Genomic DNA, 18,123 nt, shown 5'->3' on the forward strand with positions numbered 1-18,123 from the left:
GTGTACGAAGGCATCTACTCTGCCCTGACAGACGGGCGACTGGAAGCGGGCCAGCGTCTGCCTGCATCCCGAACTTGGGCGATCCAGCTCGGGGTGTCTCGCAACACGATAAGAGAGGCTACCGCTGCATTGATAGCGGAAGGCTGGCTGGAGGCCCGCGTCGGTTCGGGTTTATACGTACGTACCGTTCCACAACACAGTAGTTCTCCGGTAATAAGTTCCGGGTCACGATTGCGTCTGGCTGAATGGTCCGAGCGTCTTCCAGTGAAGACATTCGTGCTGCAGGACAAGGACGTTGATGTAGATTTTCGGCCCGGAAAAGTTTCTGAAGAAGCTGAACAGATTTTCCGGCGCAGGCGCTTAGCTCGGTGGCCTTTAGATATGCAGCCGGGACGCCTTTCGGAATATGGTCCGCCAGAAGGCGATGTGCGCCTACGCGAGCGGATTGCGGCCTACTTGCGGCAATCTCGATCGGTTCGTTGTACCGGCGCTGATATCGTTATTACCACCGGCACTCACCAATCTCTTGATCTTCTGTCGAGACTATTGCTGGGGCCGGGAACGTCGTTTGGCGTGGAAGATCCCGGTTTTCCTGTGGTCTCGGAGATCGTGCGGCTATCCGGAAGCGAACCTTTCCCGCTTCAAGTGGACGAGGAGGGAGTCAAGGTCGATGAGATTCCCGGTGGAATAGTCGGACTTTACTGCACGCCCAATCACCAGTTTCCGTTGGGCGTTACCCTGACGCCGGCGCGGCGGAAAGCGCTGCTTGAACGCGCAGCCAAAGACGATTTTGTGATTCTCGAAGATGACTACGACTGCGAGTTTTATCACGGCAAAATGCCATCCCCGTGCCTTCAGTCGGCTGATAGGGAACAACGCGTCGTTTACCTGGGTTCGCTGTCAAAGACCTTGGCGCCGGCCTACCGGCTCGGCTTCATTGTCGCTCCTCCCTGGCTGCTCGATAGCCTTAGAAGGGCGAAATGGATAGTAGACAGGCAAACGTCGATGCTCGTTCAGAATTCCTTGTTGCAGTTCATGTTAAGTGGCGATTTCGCTGTCCATCTGGCCGGCATGCGTGTGGAGTACAAGAGGCGGCGCGCGATTCTGCTCGAGGCGATCCGAGCCCGTCTCTCCACATGGCTCACACCCTTGGACTCGACGTGTGGACTGCACATTTCCGCCCGAGTGAATCACGGTTACGACATCGACTCTCTGTGCCACGTAGCGGATGAAGAAGGTGTTGGCATATACAGGGGAGACACATTTTCCAGCGCCGGGCGTGCGTCCAATGTGCTGGTGTTCGGTTTTGGCGGAACACCAGTGCAAGACATCACCAAGGGTATCAGCCTGCTCACCGCGGGTTGGCAGAGCCAAATCGTTCGCTTCGCCTACTGTCGTAGCGAATGAACACCGTGACACAGTGTCGTGACACTTCCAAGGAAGACCATCGGCCGCCTGTCAGTCACCGGTCACTATTGCGCTGCTGGGACACTATTGCGCCCGCTTCCCGGGCCTTGGTCATTGAGGGACTTCACGTTGGGCGGGACCATGTTTATGTCCCAGTCGAATATTCGATTTTTGTACCTGTCGAGCGGTGGCCATTCTTCTAAACTGGCGAGTTGATAACAAATTCGTCGCCGACGTGGGCGAACTGCGGTCGAATCTCGACGATGAGGCGGCCAGCACTGACGGTTCCGGCTTCAGAGAAGGCGTGCTGGGCGGTAATCGGCTCGCCGGATGGTCGGGACAGCGGCTCAGTGCAATCAGTGGGTTCTCGATTGCAGGCAGTTCTCGCGACCCGATACACAGAGACGCAGCTGGCGGACATCTCGCCGGCGATCGCGTTGTCCATCTTCACCATACACTTAACCGTATCAGCAATACCGCCGGCGATTTTCTGTTGGTGAAGGAGGCGTTACGTAATCATGGAATCCGGACATTCACTGCTCGAGTCAACGCCCGTTTGCGCGTCCAGTGCAATACGCCCGACTCGTGACCTTGGCGTGGGCATAGGTCTTCGCCATGAGTATTATCCCGACTTCCTCGCCGCAAAGCAGTCGGTCGATTGGCTAGAGGTTCACACAGAAAACTACATGGGCGATGGTGGCTACGATCTGCATGTTCTAGAGCAGGTCAGGGGAGATTATCCGTTGAGTTTTCATGGCGTAGGGCTCAGTCTCGGGTCGGCGGGACCGCTAGACCCTGAGCACCTCAATCGGGTCGCATCACTGGTTAAGAGATTTCAGCCAGCATTGGTATCCGAGCATCTATGCTGGTCGACTGTATTGACTCGTCATTTGCACGACTTGCTTCCTTTGCCTTTTACGTTGGAGTCCCTTGATGTGGTGACACGGCACGTTGCCCAGATGCAGGACGTGCTGAAGCGGAACATCTTGATCGAAAACGTCTCGAGCCACGTTCGCTTTCGACAGGACGAGATGACGGAAAGTGACTTCCTCCGGGAACTCGTACGCCGTACAGGGTGCGCGATTCTCCTCGATATCAATAACCTCTATGTGAACCAGTGCAATCACGGTGAAAGTGCATTCGACGCGCTCGGGCGTATCCCACCGGCTGCTGTCGCGGAGATACATCTGGGAGGAAATCTGTCCACAGAGCACTATGTCGTGAATCACCCTGGCGACAGGATATCAACCGATGTATGGCAGCTTTACGGGTACGCGGTCGAGCTCTTCGGGGCTGTGCCAACGCTTATCGAATGGGATACCGACGTGCCTCCGATTCGTGTTCTTCTTGACGAAGCGTCGACAGCCAGAAAGGTTGCTGAAGCATTCGACAGGGGAGGAAGAGATGGACAAAACTCTTGAAGATGTACAGCTCGATTTTGCGACTGCCCTGCTGAACGTCAATGCCGAGCAGCGCTTGTTGCAGGTCCTCGTCGGCGACGAAGCGAAAAACAGGAAGAGGGTCGCACTCTATCGGGACAATCTGAGGCAGATGTGGCACAGGGTTCTTGCATCCGCTTATCCCGTGCTTCGCGAACTGTTGGGCGACGACTTCTTTTTATCGCTTTCACGCGAGTACGGCGCTGCGGATCCGGCCTGGTCCGGCGACCTCAACCGTTTCGGAAGCCGGATGGCGGAACTGCTCGAGGCCTGGCCTCCGACAGCCACCTATCGCTATCTGGCGGACGTTGCTCGTCTCGAGTGGCTTGTGCATCGAGCGTATTTTGCAGCCGACGCTGTAACGCTGACAGCGGACGGACAGGCGCGGTGCACGCGAGAGACACTGGAAAATTCTTCCCTCCGGCTTCATCCAGCCGTTGAGCTGTTGCATACTTCGACGAGCGCGGCGGATCTTTGGCTCTCGGCTCACGACTCTGGGCAGAACCTTGAGCCGCGCGACTACGAACGGCCACAGTGGATGGTTGTCGTCCGACCTCGCTGGATACCCGACGTGATGGTGATATCGCCGACTGCATTCGCGATGCTACATGATCTGCGCGACGGTGCCGCGATGGGCGATGCGCTCGACGCCGCGCTGGTGCGCGACAGCAATTTTGACTTCGAGCGAGACTGGCAAGCGTGGATCAATCACGGAATCGTTGTCACCGGTTGAACTCTCTCGCGCCGCCAGAGCAAGCCGCAGCCTCCCACTTCACTTGAATCCTAGGCGAGCGAATTCCGGTTATCGTTTCGCGGGTCAGCCTCGGACTCCCGTAGACACGGCAGCAGGTTCAAGTTGGTATCGGCGGGTGCCGTCCGTCTTTCTCACAACTCGGTGGAAGATGGACAAGGCACGTCGGCGAGCACTTCCGGCGCCTTTCAAGGTCAAGAGAGAATTGGTTCCGGCTGCCCGCCGCGTGGGTCCTAAGCGATGCATCACTCCTAGAACAAGTGCGAGGAGTGGGTCACTGCTCCGCCGGCACGGATTGCTGCCGCAACGAGAGCCGCTTCGGCAAGCTGCTCGCTGGTTGCTCCAGCGTTGCGAGCGTCTTTGGTATGCAGTTCGATGCAGTAAGGACATTGCGTTGTCAACGCGACCGCGACCGCGATGAGCTGCTTCTGCTGAACGCTAAGCGCCCCCTCAGCGAACGCCGCGTCATTAAACGCCCAGAAGGTTTTCGCGGCTGCAGGTGCGTTTTCATCCAGTTTCTTCAGGCGGCTGAGGTTCTTCATGTCGATCATCATTTTCTCCGAATTCAAAGGTTGGTGAGGGAATAATATCCAGTGCCCGGTTCTATTTGGTCTCGATTTGGTTCCGATTCGTCCAGCCGCATCAGCGCTGCTTGGGGCAATTCGAAGCGATGGGGCTTCAAAGCTCCAGGGCCTGCGACGCGCGATGCGGTGGATCGCAGGAAATGTCATGTGTGGACGAAGCTTGATGGGAGGGGCTTGCCGAGACTGCCACCCGAGTTGCATCGAGTCTGATCCAGGGTATGACTGCGAGCGCAATTAGGGCTGAACGCTGCTGCTGATGTTGACAGCAGCGATCCGTCTAGGTCGTCGCGAAGCGTGCTGCCGGATGACGCAACAGAATGCCGCGCTTGTTGAGCAAGCCGCAGCCTCTGCCACTTCACTTGAATCCCCGGCGAGCGAATTCCGGTCATCATGTCGCGGGTCAGCCTCAGACTCCCGTAGACGCGGCAGCAGGTTCAAGGCGGTATCGGTGGGTGCCGTCCGTCTTCCTCACAACTCGGTGGAAGATGGACAAGGCACGTCGGCGAGCACTTCCGGCGCCTTCCAAGGTCAAGAGAGAATTGGTTCCGGCTGCCCGCCGCGTACTGGTCGCAAGCGATGTGTCGCTACTCGTGCCGCCCGCTCTCCCCTCCGTCGACGCTTGCCTGGAAGAATTCTGCGGGTGTGGGCGAATCATCTCTCCCATCACCGATTAGCCTGGTTGGACACGCGTGTCAGGCCCTCAATGCCTTTCCAACTTCGCTGACGCGAATGCGTTGGCGTCGCGCCGCGGTCCGGGGCCAGGAATCGGGTATCCCGGCTGCAAAACATAAAGTATATACATATGCGAGGGTTGCTCTATCTGAAACGCCCATGAATAAGGAGCGCCGCACGAAGCGACGTAAATGTATAGACATGAAATGCCAACCTTGCTAGGCTTCGATATCGGCTGACTGCTGCTCGCGACGTATGAGCCTTACCAGTCCCATATCCACGATCGGAGAACAACTAAATGCAATCTATTTATCTCACGTATCTCAACGGCCCAGACATTGCTCATCTGGCGTTGACAGATCGGGAAATCCTGGACGCGGTCGAGAAGGGATTGGACGCACAGGGCCGGGGGCAAACCGTAATTGAGCCGCGCGTGCATCTGATTCCGGAAAACTCCGAAAAGGGGCATTTCAATGTGCTGCGCGGTGTGATCCATCCGTTGGGCCTAGCGGGCGTCAAGACGGTCGGAGACTTTGTTGACAACTATAAGCACGACCTTCCGTCAGAATTGGCTCTTCTTAATCTGTTCGATCCGCAAACCGGCGTTCCGAAAGCAATACTGGACGCGACCTCGATCACTGACATGCGCACCGGCGCGACAACTGCGCTCGGCGCGAAGTACCTTGCGCGCAAGGACAGCAAGGTGCTCGCGCACATCGGAGCACGCGGAACCTCTTACTGGAATGTGCGATTGCTCGATCACTTCTTCAATTTCGAGGAAATTCGCGTCCACTCGAAGCGTACAGAAAGCCGCTACGCGTTTGCAGCGAGGCTTTCGAACGATCTTCACAAGCCAGTACGTGTCGTCGATAACTGGGAAGCGTGTGTACGAGATGCGGATATCGTTGTCGAGGCATCTCGTCTACCGACCCCGGAGCCACTACTCAAGACCGAGTGGATCAAAAAGGGAGCCTTCGTGGTGCCGTACGGCACGATGAGTGCCGTCGAGTTCACGTTGACGGACATCATGGACAAGATGATTGTCGATGATTGGGGGCAATGCAGGAAAGGTCTACCGTTTGGTGCGCTGCGGGCGCACGTCGAGGCAGGCAAACTGAGTGAAAAGACACTGCACGCCGAACTTGGCCAGATCGTCGCGGGCGTGAAGCCGGGACGCGAAAGCGATGACGAAACCATTCTTTTCTGGCATCGGGGTCTTAGCCTGAGTGATATCGCACTCGGGCATGCCTTGCTGGAAAAAGCGAAGAAACTGGATATCGGTCAAACGCTGCGCTTCGCGTGATTCGATGATGAACATTCGGACCTGAACCGGTCCCTCCTGCACCTCGTTCGGAAATATCATGAACCATCCAAAGCACATCGACCCGCGTCTCGACCCGACCCGCACGATCCGCGCACCGCGCGGCACGGAGAAAATCTGCAAGACCTGGATTGCGGAAGCCGCGTACCGGATGATCCAGAACAACCTGGACCCCGAAGTGGCCGAGCATCCGCATGCGCTCGTCGTGTATGGCGGCATCGGCCGCGCGGCGCGCAACTGGGATTGCTTCGACCAGATCCTCGCGTCGCTGAAGGACCTCGAAGAGAACGAGACGCTGCTCGTTCAATCGGGCAAGCCCGTCGGCGTGTTCCGCACGCATGCCGACGCCCCGCGCGTGCTGCTCGCAAATTCGAATCTCGTGCCGCACTGGGCGAACTGGGATCACTTCCACGAGCTCGACCGCAAGGGCCTGATGATGTATGGCCAGATGACGGCGGGCAGCTGGATCTATATCGACAGCCAGGGCATCGTGCAGGGCACGTATGAGACGTTCTTCTCGGTCGCGAACCAGCACTTCGACGGCAATCCGAAGGGTCGCTGGATTCTGACGGGCGGCCTGGGCGGCATGGGCGGCGCGCAGCCGCTTGCGGCGACGATGGCGGGCTTCTCGATGATCGCCGTCGAATGCGACGAGACGCGCATCGACCTCCGCCTGAAGACCCGCTACGTCGATAAAAAAGCGAAGACGGTCGACGAAGCACTCGCGATGATGGATGAAGCGAAGACGACGGGCACGCCCGTTTCGGTGGGCCTGCTCGGCAATGCCGCCGATGTATACACGGAACTCGTGAAGCGCAACATCACGCCCGACTGCGTGACCGACCAGACGAGCGCGCACGACCCCATTCACGGCTACCTGCCGCAAGGCTGGACGATCGAAGACTGGCGCGAGCGTCAGAAGACGGACCCGCAGAGCATCGTGACGCCCGCGAAGCACTCGATGGCGGCGCAGGTGCAGGCGATGCTGACGCTGCAACAGCGCGGCGCGGCCACGCTCGACTACGGCAACAACATCCGTCAGATGGCGCTCGAAATGGGCGTGCAGAACGCGTTCGATTTCCCCGGCTTCGTGCCCGCGTATATCCGCCCGTTGTTCTGCGAAGGCAAGGGGCCGTTCCGCTGGGTCGCGCTGTCGGGTGATCCCGGGGACATCTACAAGACCGATACGAAGGTCAAGGAACTGATCCCCGACGATCCGCACCTGCACAACTGGCTCGACATGGCGCGCGAGCGCATCGCGTTTCAGGGCTTGCCAGCGCGTATCTGCTGGGTCGGCGTGAAGGATCGCTATCGTCTTGGCCAGGCGTTCAATGAAATGGTCAGGAAGGGCGAGCTGAAGGCGCCCATCGTGATCGGCCGCGATCACCTTGATACGGGATCGGTGGCGAGCCCGAACCGCGAAACGGAAGCGATGAAGGATGGCTCAGATGCGGTGAGCGACTGGCCGCTGCTCAACGCGCTGCTGAACACGGCAGGCGGCGCGTCGTGGGTGTCGCTGCATCATGGCGGCGGCGTCGGCATGGGCTTCTCGCAGCACGCGGGCGTCGTGATCGTCGCTGATGGCACGGATGCCGCGCACCAGCGCCTCGGCCGCGTGCTGTTCAACGATCCGGCCACCGGCGTGATGCGTCACGCGGACGCCGGCTACGAGCTCGCGCAGAAGACGGCCGGCGAAGCCGGCCTTAGGCTGCCGATGTTGGGCCGCTGACCATCAGCAAGCGCACGACCACCACCACGAGTTGCGCACAGGCGCTGTATGGCGTTGCCCTCGCGGAAGGGCGAAAAAATCCTCAGTTCGCGGTGTCGTCGGCGAACGTAGAAAAAGTAGAGAAAGTGTCGTTTCGAATACTGAACTTTCGAAGCGGTCTGCGAACCTTCACGAGATTCGACTGGTCCTGCTGGCGACTCAGTTCGTCGATGACGCTGTCAGAAATATCGATGCACATACGCTTGGCCGGTCTTATCGCAGCATCGCGAGGGTGTTTGTCGAAAATCCGTCTCGTCTCAAACCAAGAAACGTGAGAACAAGTAAATGCGAAGATCCTTTCGTTATGTGGTCGGCATCGCGGTGGTTCTCGCATCGCTTTCATGCCAAGCTGCCGTCACGTTCGACGGAATTAGCGTTACGCCCGAAGCAATTGCGCGCGTTGCTGATGGTGAGACTGTTGAAGTTCCCGCTTCCTCTCTTGCACGCGTCGCAAAGGGACACGATGTCGTGCTGGCTGCAGCTGCGGATGGTCAGCGCATCTACGGCCTGACCGTTGGTGTCGGCCTGAATAAGGATCGCCAGATGGTCGATGCCAAGGGCCGGCTGACACCTGAGGTCATCGACGCATCGACGCGCTTCAACGCCGCGTTGCTGCACGCGCACTCCGCAGGCGTCGGCGTCGACATGGATATTCGCGATGCCCGTGCTGCGATGGCGGTGCGTCTTAACCAGATGCTAGTCGGTGCTGCAGGCGTCCAACCAGCGGTGGTGGACATGTATGCGCAGCTGCTCAACCACGGCATTACGCCTGCGATACCGTCGAACGGTTCTATGGGTGAAGCGGACATTACGCTGCTGGCGCACGTCGGTCTGACGATGATGGGCGAGGGCGACGTTTACTACCGTGGCGCGAAGACTGATGCGTCACATGCACTCTCCGAAGAAGATATCCAGCCGATCAAGCCATGGGGAAAGGACGCGCTCGGCGTTCTCAGTTCAAACGCCTATACGACCGGCATGGCGAGTCTCGCACTTGTCGATCTAACGCAGTTGAACAAGATGGCCAAGCTGGTCTACGCAGTCGCTCTACAGGGTCTGAATGGCAACGTTTCGCCGTTTCTTGAGGATTCGCTATCGTTGCATCCGTTTCCGCAGGTAATGCGGACCGGTGCGGCGCTACGTTCAATCCTCGCTGGTAGCTCATTATGGCTACGGGACGATGCCCGAGCACTGCAGGATCCGCTCAGCTTCCGGGACGCACCGTACCTACTGGCTGAACTTGACCGCAGCTCTGAGGAAGCGCGCGATCAAATCATGATTCAACTGAACTCCTCGGACGACAATCCGGGCGTCTCGTTAGGCGTCAAGCCGACGTCGGATCTTTATCAGGCCAGGCGGAGCTACGTGAGCCGAGACGGTGTCACGGGTGCAGTTCTGCCAACTGCGAACTTCGAACCACTGCCGTTCGTACTGACGTTCGAAGAAATGGGCATTGCAATTGCGCACAATTCCCTCGCATCCGCACAGCAGATAATCAAGCTCAACGACCCTCGATTCACGCATCTGAGCCGCTTTCTGGGCACTGACAACACGCTGCATGCGTTCGGCGCGATGGAAAAGCCTCCGGTCGTGCTTGCCACGGCGAATAAAGAACTCGCGATGCCCGTCTCTCTCGACTATCTGCCGGTGGCGGGAGATATCGAAGACATTGCGACGAACGCACCGCAGGTGGTGCGCCGCGTACGTACCGAAATCGACAATCATTTTCAGTTGCTTGGCATCGAATTAGTGTCTGCTGCCCAAGCGGTTGACCTGCGGATGCAACAACCGGGTGGCTTCTCAGCATCGCCCCAGACTGAGATGTTCATCGGTGCGTTCCGACGCATAGTGAATTTTCGGGACACTGACAGGCCGTTTACGCCGGAATTTCAGAAGGCCGCCATCTTCCTGAAGCACTATCCCAACTGAATGCGATGCGCAGAAGAGGTAACCTCGCGCTAAGCCAGAAGGCTTTGCTCTTGAGGTCGGAGATGAACGGCCATTGTAGGCAGAGGAGCGCGAGACACGCAAAGCCCGGCGGCTGAAGGATGTCGGCCGAGAGCGCATCGACGAAGGCGGCCAGACATATCGGTGAGAAAGACGGACTACAATGGCGCCAAACATGATTGGGGCCGAGTCGTTCTGATGGCCAAATGCAACCTGCCAAAAACACACGATTCTGTCCGGTCAGTGTTGTAGTTATGTGGAGCTATGTTATGCATGGAATCGATGACTCTCGCAGAGCATGGGTGATCGTCGTCATGGTCTTCCTGTTCATGCTGGTCAACTTTGCCGATAAGGCCGTCATCGGCTTGTCTAGCACGTCGATCATGAAGGAGCTGGGCCTGACACACGCGCAGTTCGGCGCGCTGGGCAGTGCCTTTTTCATCCTGTTCTCGATTTCCGGCATAGCGGTCGGCTTTCTGTCGAACCGGGTCAGCACCAAGGTCATCATGCTCACAATGAGCATCGTCTGGGCTATCACGTTGTTACCGATGGCGGGCGCCGTGAATTTCAGCGTATTGCTCGCCAGCCGCGTGGTGCTTGGCGCGGCCGAAGGACCTGCATTCCCGATCGCGATCCACGCGGTCTACAAGTGGTTCGGGGATGCCAGACGCGCAGTGCCGAGCAGCGTGGTCGCATGTGGTGCGGCGTTTGGGACAGGCGTGGTCGCGCCACTGCTTACATGGATCATTGTGCATTTTGGCTGGCATGCTGCTTTCATGGTGCTGAGCGTGGCTGGCTTTTGCTGGGCCGTCGTGTGGTTTATGCTTGGGAAGGACGGTCCGCTGGACCGCGGTGCGACAGACGGCATGAGTTCGACGCTGAAAATTCCGTACATGCAGTTGCTGCTTAGCCGTACCGCACTAGGCGTGTTTATCGCTGGATTCGCCGCTTACTGGATCATCGCGCTGAATATCGTTTGGCTCGCGAACTATTTGATCCGGGGATTGCATTTGACGCCCTCATACGCAGCCTGGGTCGTGTTGCTTCCGTCGGTGACACAGATGGTCCTTGCACCATTCTGCGCGTTTATTTCTCAGGGCATGACGAAAGCTGGTTATTCCAGCCGCTATTCACGTGGGCTGTTTGGTTGTGCTTGTGTCATGACCGCTGGCGCGGCGATGGTGTGCCTGCCGCTGGTGCCGATGGGACCGTTGAAAGTGGCGCTAATCGCTGTGAGCTTTTCGATTGGTAGCGTCATTTTTACGCTCGGATCAACGTTGATCGGGGAAATCAGCCCGCCGTCGCAACGTGGTGCAATGCTCGGTATAACGAACTCGATTCACACTATCGCGGGCCTGATCGCACCTATTGCTATGGGCATTATTGTCGACGTTGGTGCCGACGCGGCCGAGGGCTTCCGGACGGGTTACATCGATGCCGGACTGCTGGTGGCTGCACTCGGTCTGATTGCCGCGTGCCTCATCCATCCAGCGGCTGATTTGCGCCGCTTCCAGTGCCTTCGCTCACAGCTAGATGAAGGGAATGCCGGACAGCGGAGTCAGGCTGTTTAACACCTTCACTATGTCACGAGCCTCGCTGTCCATTTCGGAGTGAACAGCGGGCGCTCCATGTGCTTCCCGTGATGCGCCCTGTCGGAGAGTTCGGGCCCCGTTTGCAGGAGAAGTTCAACTCAATTAGCGTCCGAATCGGCTTTTCGGCGCCTGGCGCGACAAAGGAGGGCGGGTGTATTGAGATCGGAGACCGATCTTGTCACGCTCGCAACGCTCAATATCTACCGTTAAGTTTGTATCTGCTAGCCGGATGCCAAAGAGTGACATCACTTGCAATTTGTCGTTGGGCTTCTGTCCTTCGTCGCAGTACCAGACATGGTTCGCCTATTGGCATCATCAGAGCCTGTCTGACCATCGCATTGGTCTTACGTGCCGTTATCCAGTATTCCGCCCCCTGTGCGGGCGCAACGCGCATCATGTACTCATTTGGCGTCTCGGACTCGAAATCTTGGTCCAGATAGTCCGGGAATATGAGGCTATTGACGTAACGGTCCTCGAATTGTATCGGCACGTCGTTCTCGAAATGCACGATGCGTGAATGGAATGCAGTACCGTTTTGTGGTAATTCAAGGGTTTGCAGGGCGGCGGCGTTGTGAGTCGCTTCAAGGAGCAGAACCTTGCTGCGATGCGCGTCGCCCCGTGAGCGAATCTCCTCGGCAATACCGCGGATCTCGATTAAGGTCGATTGATAGCGACGATCGGTGATAAAGGTCCCGCGACCACGTACGCGTGTCAGGACATTCTCACTCACGAGTTCGCGTAGTGCGCGATTTACGGTCATTCGCGACAACGCAAATTCGGCGGCCAAGGAGAGTTCTGTTGGAATCATGTCACCCAGGCGCCACTGCCCCGTTTCAATCATCTTCCGAACGTAGTCCTTCAGTTGCTGATAGGCTGGCGTCGCTGTCGTCCCATTCTTTTCCGCATTCATACGTGGATGTCTTCGGGGACCAAATTGCTAATTGTATCGGCATTCAGGCAGCGTTTCGAGTCTCGGACAGGAATAGAATCGAATTTGTGGCAGTGACCGCCGCGTTATCGGTGGCGAGACATCCGGAAATCACGGAGCTGCGTTCAGAGAGAATCCTTGCCATCCGGCTGGATCGCGTCATCAATGCAGCTTCGGACATGCTTTCGGGTGGACGCGGCTGTCTTCCAGAAGGAATACTGACCGGTCCTTGCCGGGCCGTGCGCGGTGGCCCTTGGAACCTGTGCGCCTCTTGCAGCAACGGACCTGAGGCTGTTTTGGGAGATCTCTACTAGGTCCAACGTAGATAGGCGAACCGAGACGGCGTAACAGGCGGCTCGCTGCCGAATTCCAACTTTAAACCGTTACGATCCGTTCCGCGCAGACCAACGCAGTGCAACAATCTTGGGGGCGTGGGAGAAGCCGCTCATCAAGGTCGACGTGGCGACGAGGGGCAGCGTTCACGCGCGACGCGCTCATCGCCCTCGTGCTACCTGTAAGGAAAAGTATAGATTCTCCTGAGAACGTGGGCGTCGCTAGCTCGAGGTTCGAGCCAAAAATACGTTTCCAGCGCTGTCAGGGCGATCACGCAGGTGACCGTGCCGTTCGGAAGCACCACGCTAAACGTCACGCCGCGACGATTCGCAAGCTCACTTCAGGTTGGTTGTCAACGGTTTCCATCGCCGTTAGCAGCACGTCAGTAAAGTGGGACGTCGAATGAATTTTCACACCCAATGGGATTTGAGTAGCTGAACAGACGACTCGGGACCGAAAGGTCCGCCGACGCGACTCGTCTTTCCGGCGCCAGAACGCTTTTTGAGATTCCCGATTTGAACCTGTCGCGCGGGGGTATCCCAAAAAAGAATGCCCGCACGAAGCGGGCTAAATCCATATCGGGAGGTGATACGGAGGAGACGGTTTGAGTATAGGTCCAATTGGGGGAAACCCGCACAAGTGGGGCATCGGAACGTTGCTGCGGTGCAACGCAATGGACTGCCACGGACCAAGTTCCGGTCATCAGCGATTGCTTCCTCTCGCGCGCGCCGGCCAGCCGAACAGGCACGATTGTCGGCGCAAAGCGCTGGACATTTGCCCGGTTTCTGCGGCGAACGAGCTCGCGAGAGCATCGCCTTCCACTCGGCAAAATTTCGCGCGAGGGCTAAAATTGATCGTTACAAATATCAAAAGACTTTTCGAAGTCGAGAATTCACACCGATATATTCGAGATTTCGGCGGGAAAGCTGTTCGTCTCAGAGGCGCCCGGCGTAGCGCCGGGCCGGGGCGTCTCACGACGCCGTGTTTCCCAGCGCGCTGCGCTGAACCGCTGGAGTTGAAGCAGTGCGGTTGGTCGGCGCTACGACACGCACTTGCCGCTAAAGCAGTTCGCGAATAGGCGTTGAGCCGGCGGCGACCACATGATCGAGACGATTGATGGCGGGTCGTCTATATCCGACGTACACCGCAGTTCCGAAATGCGATCGATTCTTTCGGTACATGTGACGGTGAGCATCGCACAACACGAGTGGCAGACAGTTGCCGTGCGAGGGCATGAGATTGTTGTAAGCTCCTGTCTCTAACATTTCTTTCGCTTATCTAGACGGCTATACGAGGCTTTGCGTCGGGGAATCTGTTCGATGTGGTATGAATCCAGCCCTTGGGCGGTGGGGCCGAGTTCTCCCGACTCAGCCGCATGCCTCACGCCCCGTTGGACTTGCCCCTGCATGACCGGACACGCGGTCACGCTTAGGTTGGAGAATTTGTTTGCTGGCGAAACTCGCGTGGCGAGCGGTATTTCAGGGCGCTGTGTGGATGTGACTCGTTGTAGTGGTCGAACGCGATGGCCAAGTTTTGCAGCGCCGTTCTCGCGTCAGGTTTGGGCATCCACGAAACGTAATCGCGCTTCGTCGTCTTGACGAAGTTCTCGGCCATCCCATTGCTCTGCGGACTTCTCACCGGTGTCGTGACCGGCTTCAGACCGATTTTTCGCGAGAACGTCAGCGTGTCATCGGCAATGTAGCAGGAACCGTTGTCGCTCAGCCACTCGATTTCGCTCTCAGCCGCCGAGGCACCGGCAAAGCGGCTTTCGACCGCCTGAAGCATCACATCCCGCACCATGTCGCCCGTGTAACCGCCCGTGGTCGCAGCCCAGCTCATCGCTTCCCGGTCGCAGCAGTCCAGAGCAAAGACGACGCGCAACGGCGCACCATCATCGCAGCGGAATTCGAAACCGTCCGCGCACCAACGCACGTTGCTTCTGTCCACGGCGACCTTGCCGTCGTGCCGACGCGCAGACGGAGCGTAACGAGGCCGACGTTCGAGCAGCGAGCCGTGGCCGCGCATGACGCGGTACACCCGCTTTGCATCGACACGCGGTTGGCACAGCGCGTCCCGGCTTCGCCGCAGCAGCGCCCATGCACGCGGTAGCCATACGTCGGCAGGTCGGCGACGAGCTCTCGAAGCTCAGCGACAAGCGACACGTCATCCAGAGCGGGCTTCTTGCGCCGGTCGTCCCATTCGGCGGGGCGCCTCAACTTGACCGCGAGATTCGAGCGCGACACACCCAAGACTTCACAAACCGTCTTCAACGGTCGTCCCCCGGCAGCAATGGTGAGCGCGCAATCAATTTTTTTGCTCGACCATACTCCACTGCTTCACGGAGGATTTCCACCTCCATTGTTTTCTTTCCCAGCAATCTCCGGAGTTCGCGAATCTGCTTCATCGCTTCAGCCAGGTCCGATGCCGGTACAACCTGTTCGCCGGCACTGACCGCCGACAGGCTTGCATCCTGATAGAGCTTGCGCCAGGCAAAGACCCGGTTGGCATTCACCTGATGGCGACGCGCAACGCCCGAAACAGTAGCCGCCAGGCCCGAACGTCTCGCGCACTATTGCGAACTTTTCTTCGACAGAGCGCCGGCGGCGCTGCTCCGGCTGGGTTAGAACTTCGACGGGTTCCACGTTGTGACTGGGCTTAAACATAGGCGGAAGACTACCTCATAATTTAAGCGTTACCCAGTGTCCGGTTTTCGCGGGGGCCGGCCCACACGGTTCCTCTTCAGCAGCCCGATATCGCCAGTAGCGATCCGGTTTAACCCATACAACCGTGGTGTCGGGGAGCTTCCGAAACCGAGCGAGCACCTGCTTACCGACCACTAGATCGCCGTCAGTATTTTTCAGTCGCGAGGTCTTCCCGCGCCACCTTTACGAGGTTATCCACCACGTCGTCCTGGTAGATGCACCCGTCTCGCTCCAACACGCCCAACATCCATCGCGCAACGTCCGACGCAGTCATCTTACGATTTGCTCCCAGAATCGCCGCTCGATCTCACGCCGATGCGACGGCGCACCTGGCGAGCGCATCGCTCCTCGCCCTGTCAACTTATGCATCCGACCCGCTGATCGTCCCATAAACACCTCCTCGATCAAAGGTGTTGCGATGACCGGTTGAATCCGCCTATCGCATGATAGTGGTTTTGCTGGTCTCGTCCCGTAGAGAGACTGGTTTCCGTGAGAGTCATGACGAATGTACGTGTCCCATTATAAAAGGGCTCTTCACGCGAACCTTCAATCGCTTAGCCTGCGCGAGCAGTCTTGGTTGCAAGATAGATGCAGTGCCGGTAGATGCGTTCTAGATTTTCCTGGCTCACCCACGGGTAGCGTTCGACGAATAACTCGTCAAAGCGGCCTTGTACCGAAGGAAGATCCGTCGTCGCGCAAAGATGCAATGCTGTCTCCTGTCCGAAGCGAACGGCCTCCGTACAGACTTGATTCAGCATCTCGAGCTGCTGCTTATCCAGAGACGGTTGACTAGCCTTCAGCCGCTCCCGAATCGAGCTCAGCCAGTTGTCGAAATCAAGCGCCAGATCCAGCGCGCTGTTCAGGAGAATGGTCTTGGCTTCGATTCGGCCTCGTCGGCGCCAAGGGGCGTTGAAGATTTTCATGAATTTTCCTTCGCAAATGGCGCTGCCCGCGCGCCATCCCGCTACCGGCGCGCTTCCATCGCCATCCGAACGGCTAGGCCCGTCAACACAGTCCCCATCATCCAGCGTTGCATCGCCAACCATCTGGGCCGGCGCGCGAGAAAGCCAGCGATAGAACCCGCAGTCATCACGACTACCGCGTTCACGCTGATACTCACCGCAATTTGCAAGGAACCAAGTGTTAGTGACTGCCCCAGCACGCTACCGTGCCGCGGATCGATGAACTGCGGCAGCAGCGAAAGATAAAGCACGGCAATTTTCGGGTTCAACAGATTCGTGACGAAGCCCATCGTGAACAGCTTGCTCGGGCTGTCGACCGGCAGGTCGCGTACCCGGAACGGCGAATCTCCGCCGGGCTTCACCGCCTGCAACGCAAGCCACAGCAGATAAAGCGCGCCACCGAGGCGCAATGCGTCGTATGCAAACGGCACTGAGAGCAGCAGCGCGGTGATGCCAAGTGCTGCACACAACATGTAGACGACAAAGCCCAGTGCGACGCCGCCTAGCGAGATCAGCCCCGCGACGCGCCCCTGGCAGATCGAACGTGAGACTAGGTAAATCATGTTCGGACCCGGCGTAAGCACAATGCCGAGTGCGACGAAGCCGAAGCCCAAAAGAGAAGAGTGTTCAGGCATTGCATGTCTCCATGACAAGATCGGGGTAATGCTTAAGCGCGCGGCAGTCCGCTGCTCTGGCCGAAGGGAAGCGACGTCGAAGCACGGTTCGCGTTCCCTGAGAGTGACCCATCTCGCAGCGCCAGATGCGTTAGCCCGGTGATTGCTTCACGACAATCGCCGTCGTGTTTGGCTGCGTCATTACGACGCTCGTCAATTGCACAGTGGGTTGAAGAACCATCGGAGGTCCTCGGCCCGTAGTGCCAGTTGTTCCAGAGCCGTGAAATAATCAAGAGACTTAAACTGCCCGAAACCGGCAAATGCAACATGTACCGTGTGCGTGCCCTGCTTGGTACTAGGCCTGCCATGACCCGTGCGCGGAGGTTGCCGTTACAGCGCGTCGAACAACGACCGCTGATGCGATGACGCGGCACGCGTCCAATACGCTCGGGTCATAGCCGGTTGAGCGTACTCTGCGGACCGTACACTGGTCGCTTCAATGCGCAGCAGCCGCTCTTTCGCAGCGAGACCGCCTGCGAAACCTGTCAGCGTGCCAGAAGAGCCGATCACGCGATGGCAGGGCGCAATGATCGAGATCGGATTTCGGCCGTTGGCGGCGCCTACTGCGCGCACCGCATTCGGGTTGCCGATTTGTTCGGCAATTTCTAGGTAACTGCGGGTTTCGCCGTACGGAATGGTGAGCAGCGCAGCCCATACCCGCTTCTGGAAATCTGTGCCTTCGAATTGGAGATCGATATCGAAGTGGGTCCGCTGACCAGAGAAATATTCGTCGAGTTGCCGCGCGGTTTCCACCAGCACCGGGTGGGCGTCGTTTTCGCGGAGTGTGCCGAGCTTTACGCGGTTCGGCCTGTCATTTTCCCAGAGTATCGCGACCAGTTTGTCGCGGCGCGCGACCAGTTGCAGTCGTCTCACTGGTGAATCAACGAACTTGTACTCATATTCCATTGCTTGTTGCTCCGATGAGTGCGCTGCCTTGCCGGCTACAGAACTCGCGAGTGCTGACGAATACACTTCCGGTATCGCGTCGCTTTCGGTTAACAGCTACGTGTCCGGGAGCAATCGTCAATAGTGGTGTACGCGGG

The 18,123-nt window shown here is 58.1% G+C and carries 15 protein-coding genes and 2 pseudogenes; 8 read left to right on the forward strand and 9 right to left on the reverse strand.

The annotated features are described in order from the left end of the window. Together HDG33_RS38280 and HDG33_RS18600 are read left to right on the forward strand one after the other, a co-directional pair. Positions 1-168 (forward strand): annotated as a pseudogene (locus HDG33_RS38280) (GntR family transcriptional regulator); the annotation flags it as partial. A 96-nt stretch (positions 169-264) separates the two neighbouring features. Next, entirely contained in the window at positions 265-1,407 is a 1,143-nt protein-coding gene (locus HDG33_RS18600) for a PLP-dependent aminotransferase family protein (protein WP_311548341.1), read from the forward strand. Between the two features lie 199 nt (positions 1,408-1,606). On the opposite strand, the gene HDG33_RS18605 is transcribed toward HDG33_RS18600, so the two are convergent. Beyond that, entirely contained in the window at positions 1,607-1,861 is a 255-nt protein-coding gene (locus HDG33_RS18605) for a hypothetical protein (RefSeq protein WP_184032019.1), read from the reverse strand. Between the two features lie 64 nt (positions 1,862-1,925). On the opposite strand from HDG33_RS18605, the gene HDG33_RS18610 reads away from it, so the two are divergent. Together HDG33_RS18610 and HDG33_RS18615 are read left to right on the forward strand one after the other, a co-directional pair. Continuing rightward, the gene (locus HDG33_RS18610; protein WP_184032021.1) at positions 1,926-2,828 is read left to right on the forward strand and encodes a DUF692 domain-containing protein; all 903 of its coding nucleotides are present in this window, start codon (positions 1,926-1,928) and stop codon (positions 2,826-2,828) included. Further along, complete coding sequence (locus tag HDG33_RS18615; protein WP_184032029.1) at positions 2,812-3,579, forward strand: DNA-binding domain-containing protein; 768 nt, start codon at positions 2,812-2,814, stop codon at positions 3,577-3,579. Before HDG33_RS18610 ends, HDG33_RS18615 begins: the two co-directional genes overlap by 17 nt. A 269-nt stretch (positions 3,580-3,848) precedes the next feature. On the opposite strand, the gene HDG33_RS18620 is transcribed toward HDG33_RS18615, so the two are convergent. After that, positions 3,849-4,151, reverse strand: a complete 303-nt coding sequence (locus HDG33_RS18620) for a carboxymuconolactone decarboxylase family protein (RefSeq protein WP_260330488.1) — start codon at positions 4,149-4,151, stop codon at positions 3,849-3,851. Positions 4,152-5,151: 1,000 nt separating this feature from the next. On the opposite strand from HDG33_RS18620, the gene HDG33_RS18625 reads away from it, so the two are divergent. The 4 genes from HDG33_RS18625 to HDG33_RS18640 all read left to right on the forward strand — a co-directional run bounded on the left by HDG33_RS18625 (position 5,152) and on the right by HDG33_RS18640 (position 11,460). Further along, positions 5,152-6,156, forward strand: a complete 1,005-nt coding sequence (locus tag HDG33_RS18625; RefSeq protein ID WP_184032043.1) for an ornithine cyclodeaminase family protein — start codon at positions 5,152-5,154, stop codon at positions 6,154-6,156. 58 nt (positions 6,157-6,214) lie between these two features. After that, a complete protein-coding gene (hutU, locus tag HDG33_RS18630) occupies positions 6,215-7,903 on the forward strand; it encodes a urocanate hydratase (protein ID WP_184032045.1) in 1,689 nt (562 codons plus the stop codon). A 324-nt stretch (positions 7,904-8,227) separates the two neighbouring features. After that, positions 8,228-9,871: a histidine ammonia-lyase gene (hutH, locus tag HDG33_RS18635; protein ID WP_184032047.1), complete on the forward strand. Its 1,644-nt coding sequence runs from the start codon at positions 8,228-8,230 to the stop codon at positions 9,869-9,871. A 320-nt stretch (positions 9,872-10,191) separates the two neighbouring features. Then, on the forward strand, positions 10,192-11,460 hold the full coding sequence (locus HDG33_RS18640) for an MFS transporter (RefSeq protein WP_311548342.1): 1,269 nt from the start codon (positions 10,192-10,194) through the stop codon (positions 11,458-11,460). A gap of 214 nt (positions 11,461-11,674) precedes the next feature. Here the strand turns inward: HDG33_RS18640 and hutC are convergent, their stop codons facing one another. The 7 genes and pseudogenes from hutC to HDG33_RS18665 all read right to left on the reverse strand — a co-directional run bounded on the left by hutC (position 11,675) and on the right by HDG33_RS18665 (position 17,986). Beyond that, on the reverse strand, positions 11,675-12,391 hold the full coding sequence (gene hutC, locus HDG33_RS18645; protein WP_184032049.1) for a histidine utilization repressor: 717 nt from the start codon (positions 12,389-12,391) through the stop codon (positions 11,675-11,677). A 1,779-nt stretch (positions 12,392-14,170) separates the two neighbouring features. Further along, positions 14,171-15,405 (reverse strand): annotated as a pseudogene (locus tag HDG33_RS18650) (IS3 family transposase). Between the two features lie 15 nt (positions 15,406-15,420). Next, entirely contained in the window at positions 15,421-15,603 is a 183-nt protein-coding gene (locus tag HDG33_RS38285) for a DUF6953 family protein (protein ID WP_409259038.1), read from the reverse strand. Continuing rightward, entirely contained in the window at positions 15,590-15,718 is a 129-nt protein-coding gene (locus HDG33_RS38290) for a DUF6953 family protein (protein WP_409259035.1), read from the reverse strand. Before HDG33_RS38290 ends, HDG33_RS38285 begins: the two co-directional genes overlap by 14 nt. A 280-nt stretch (positions 15,719-15,998) precedes the next feature. Further along, on the reverse strand, positions 15,999-16,367 hold the full coding sequence (locus HDG33_RS18655; protein ID WP_184032051.1) for a hypothetical protein: 369 nt from the start codon (positions 16,365-16,367) through the stop codon (positions 15,999-16,001). A 41-nt stretch (positions 16,368-16,408) separates the two neighbouring features. Then, on the reverse strand, positions 16,409-17,041 hold the full coding sequence (locus HDG33_RS18660; protein ID WP_184032053.1) for a LysE family translocator: 633 nt from the start codon (positions 17,039-17,041) through the stop codon (positions 16,409-16,411). A 369-nt stretch (positions 17,042-17,410) separates the two neighbouring features. Further along, positions 17,411-17,986 carry a methylated-DNA--[protein]-cysteine S-methyltransferase gene (locus tag HDG33_RS18665; RefSeq protein ID WP_184032055.1) on the reverse strand — a complete coding sequence of 192 codons (576 nt, stop codon included), beginning with the start codon at positions 17,984-17,986 and terminating at the stop codon, positions 17,411-17,413. Positions 17,987-18,123: the final 137 nt, after the last annotated feature.

The organism is Paraburkholderia sp. Cpub6 (assembly GCF_014201065.1).
Lineage (GTDB): Bacteria > Pseudomonadota > Gammaproteobacteria > Burkholderiales > Burkholderiaceae > Paraburkholderia > Paraburkholderia tuberum.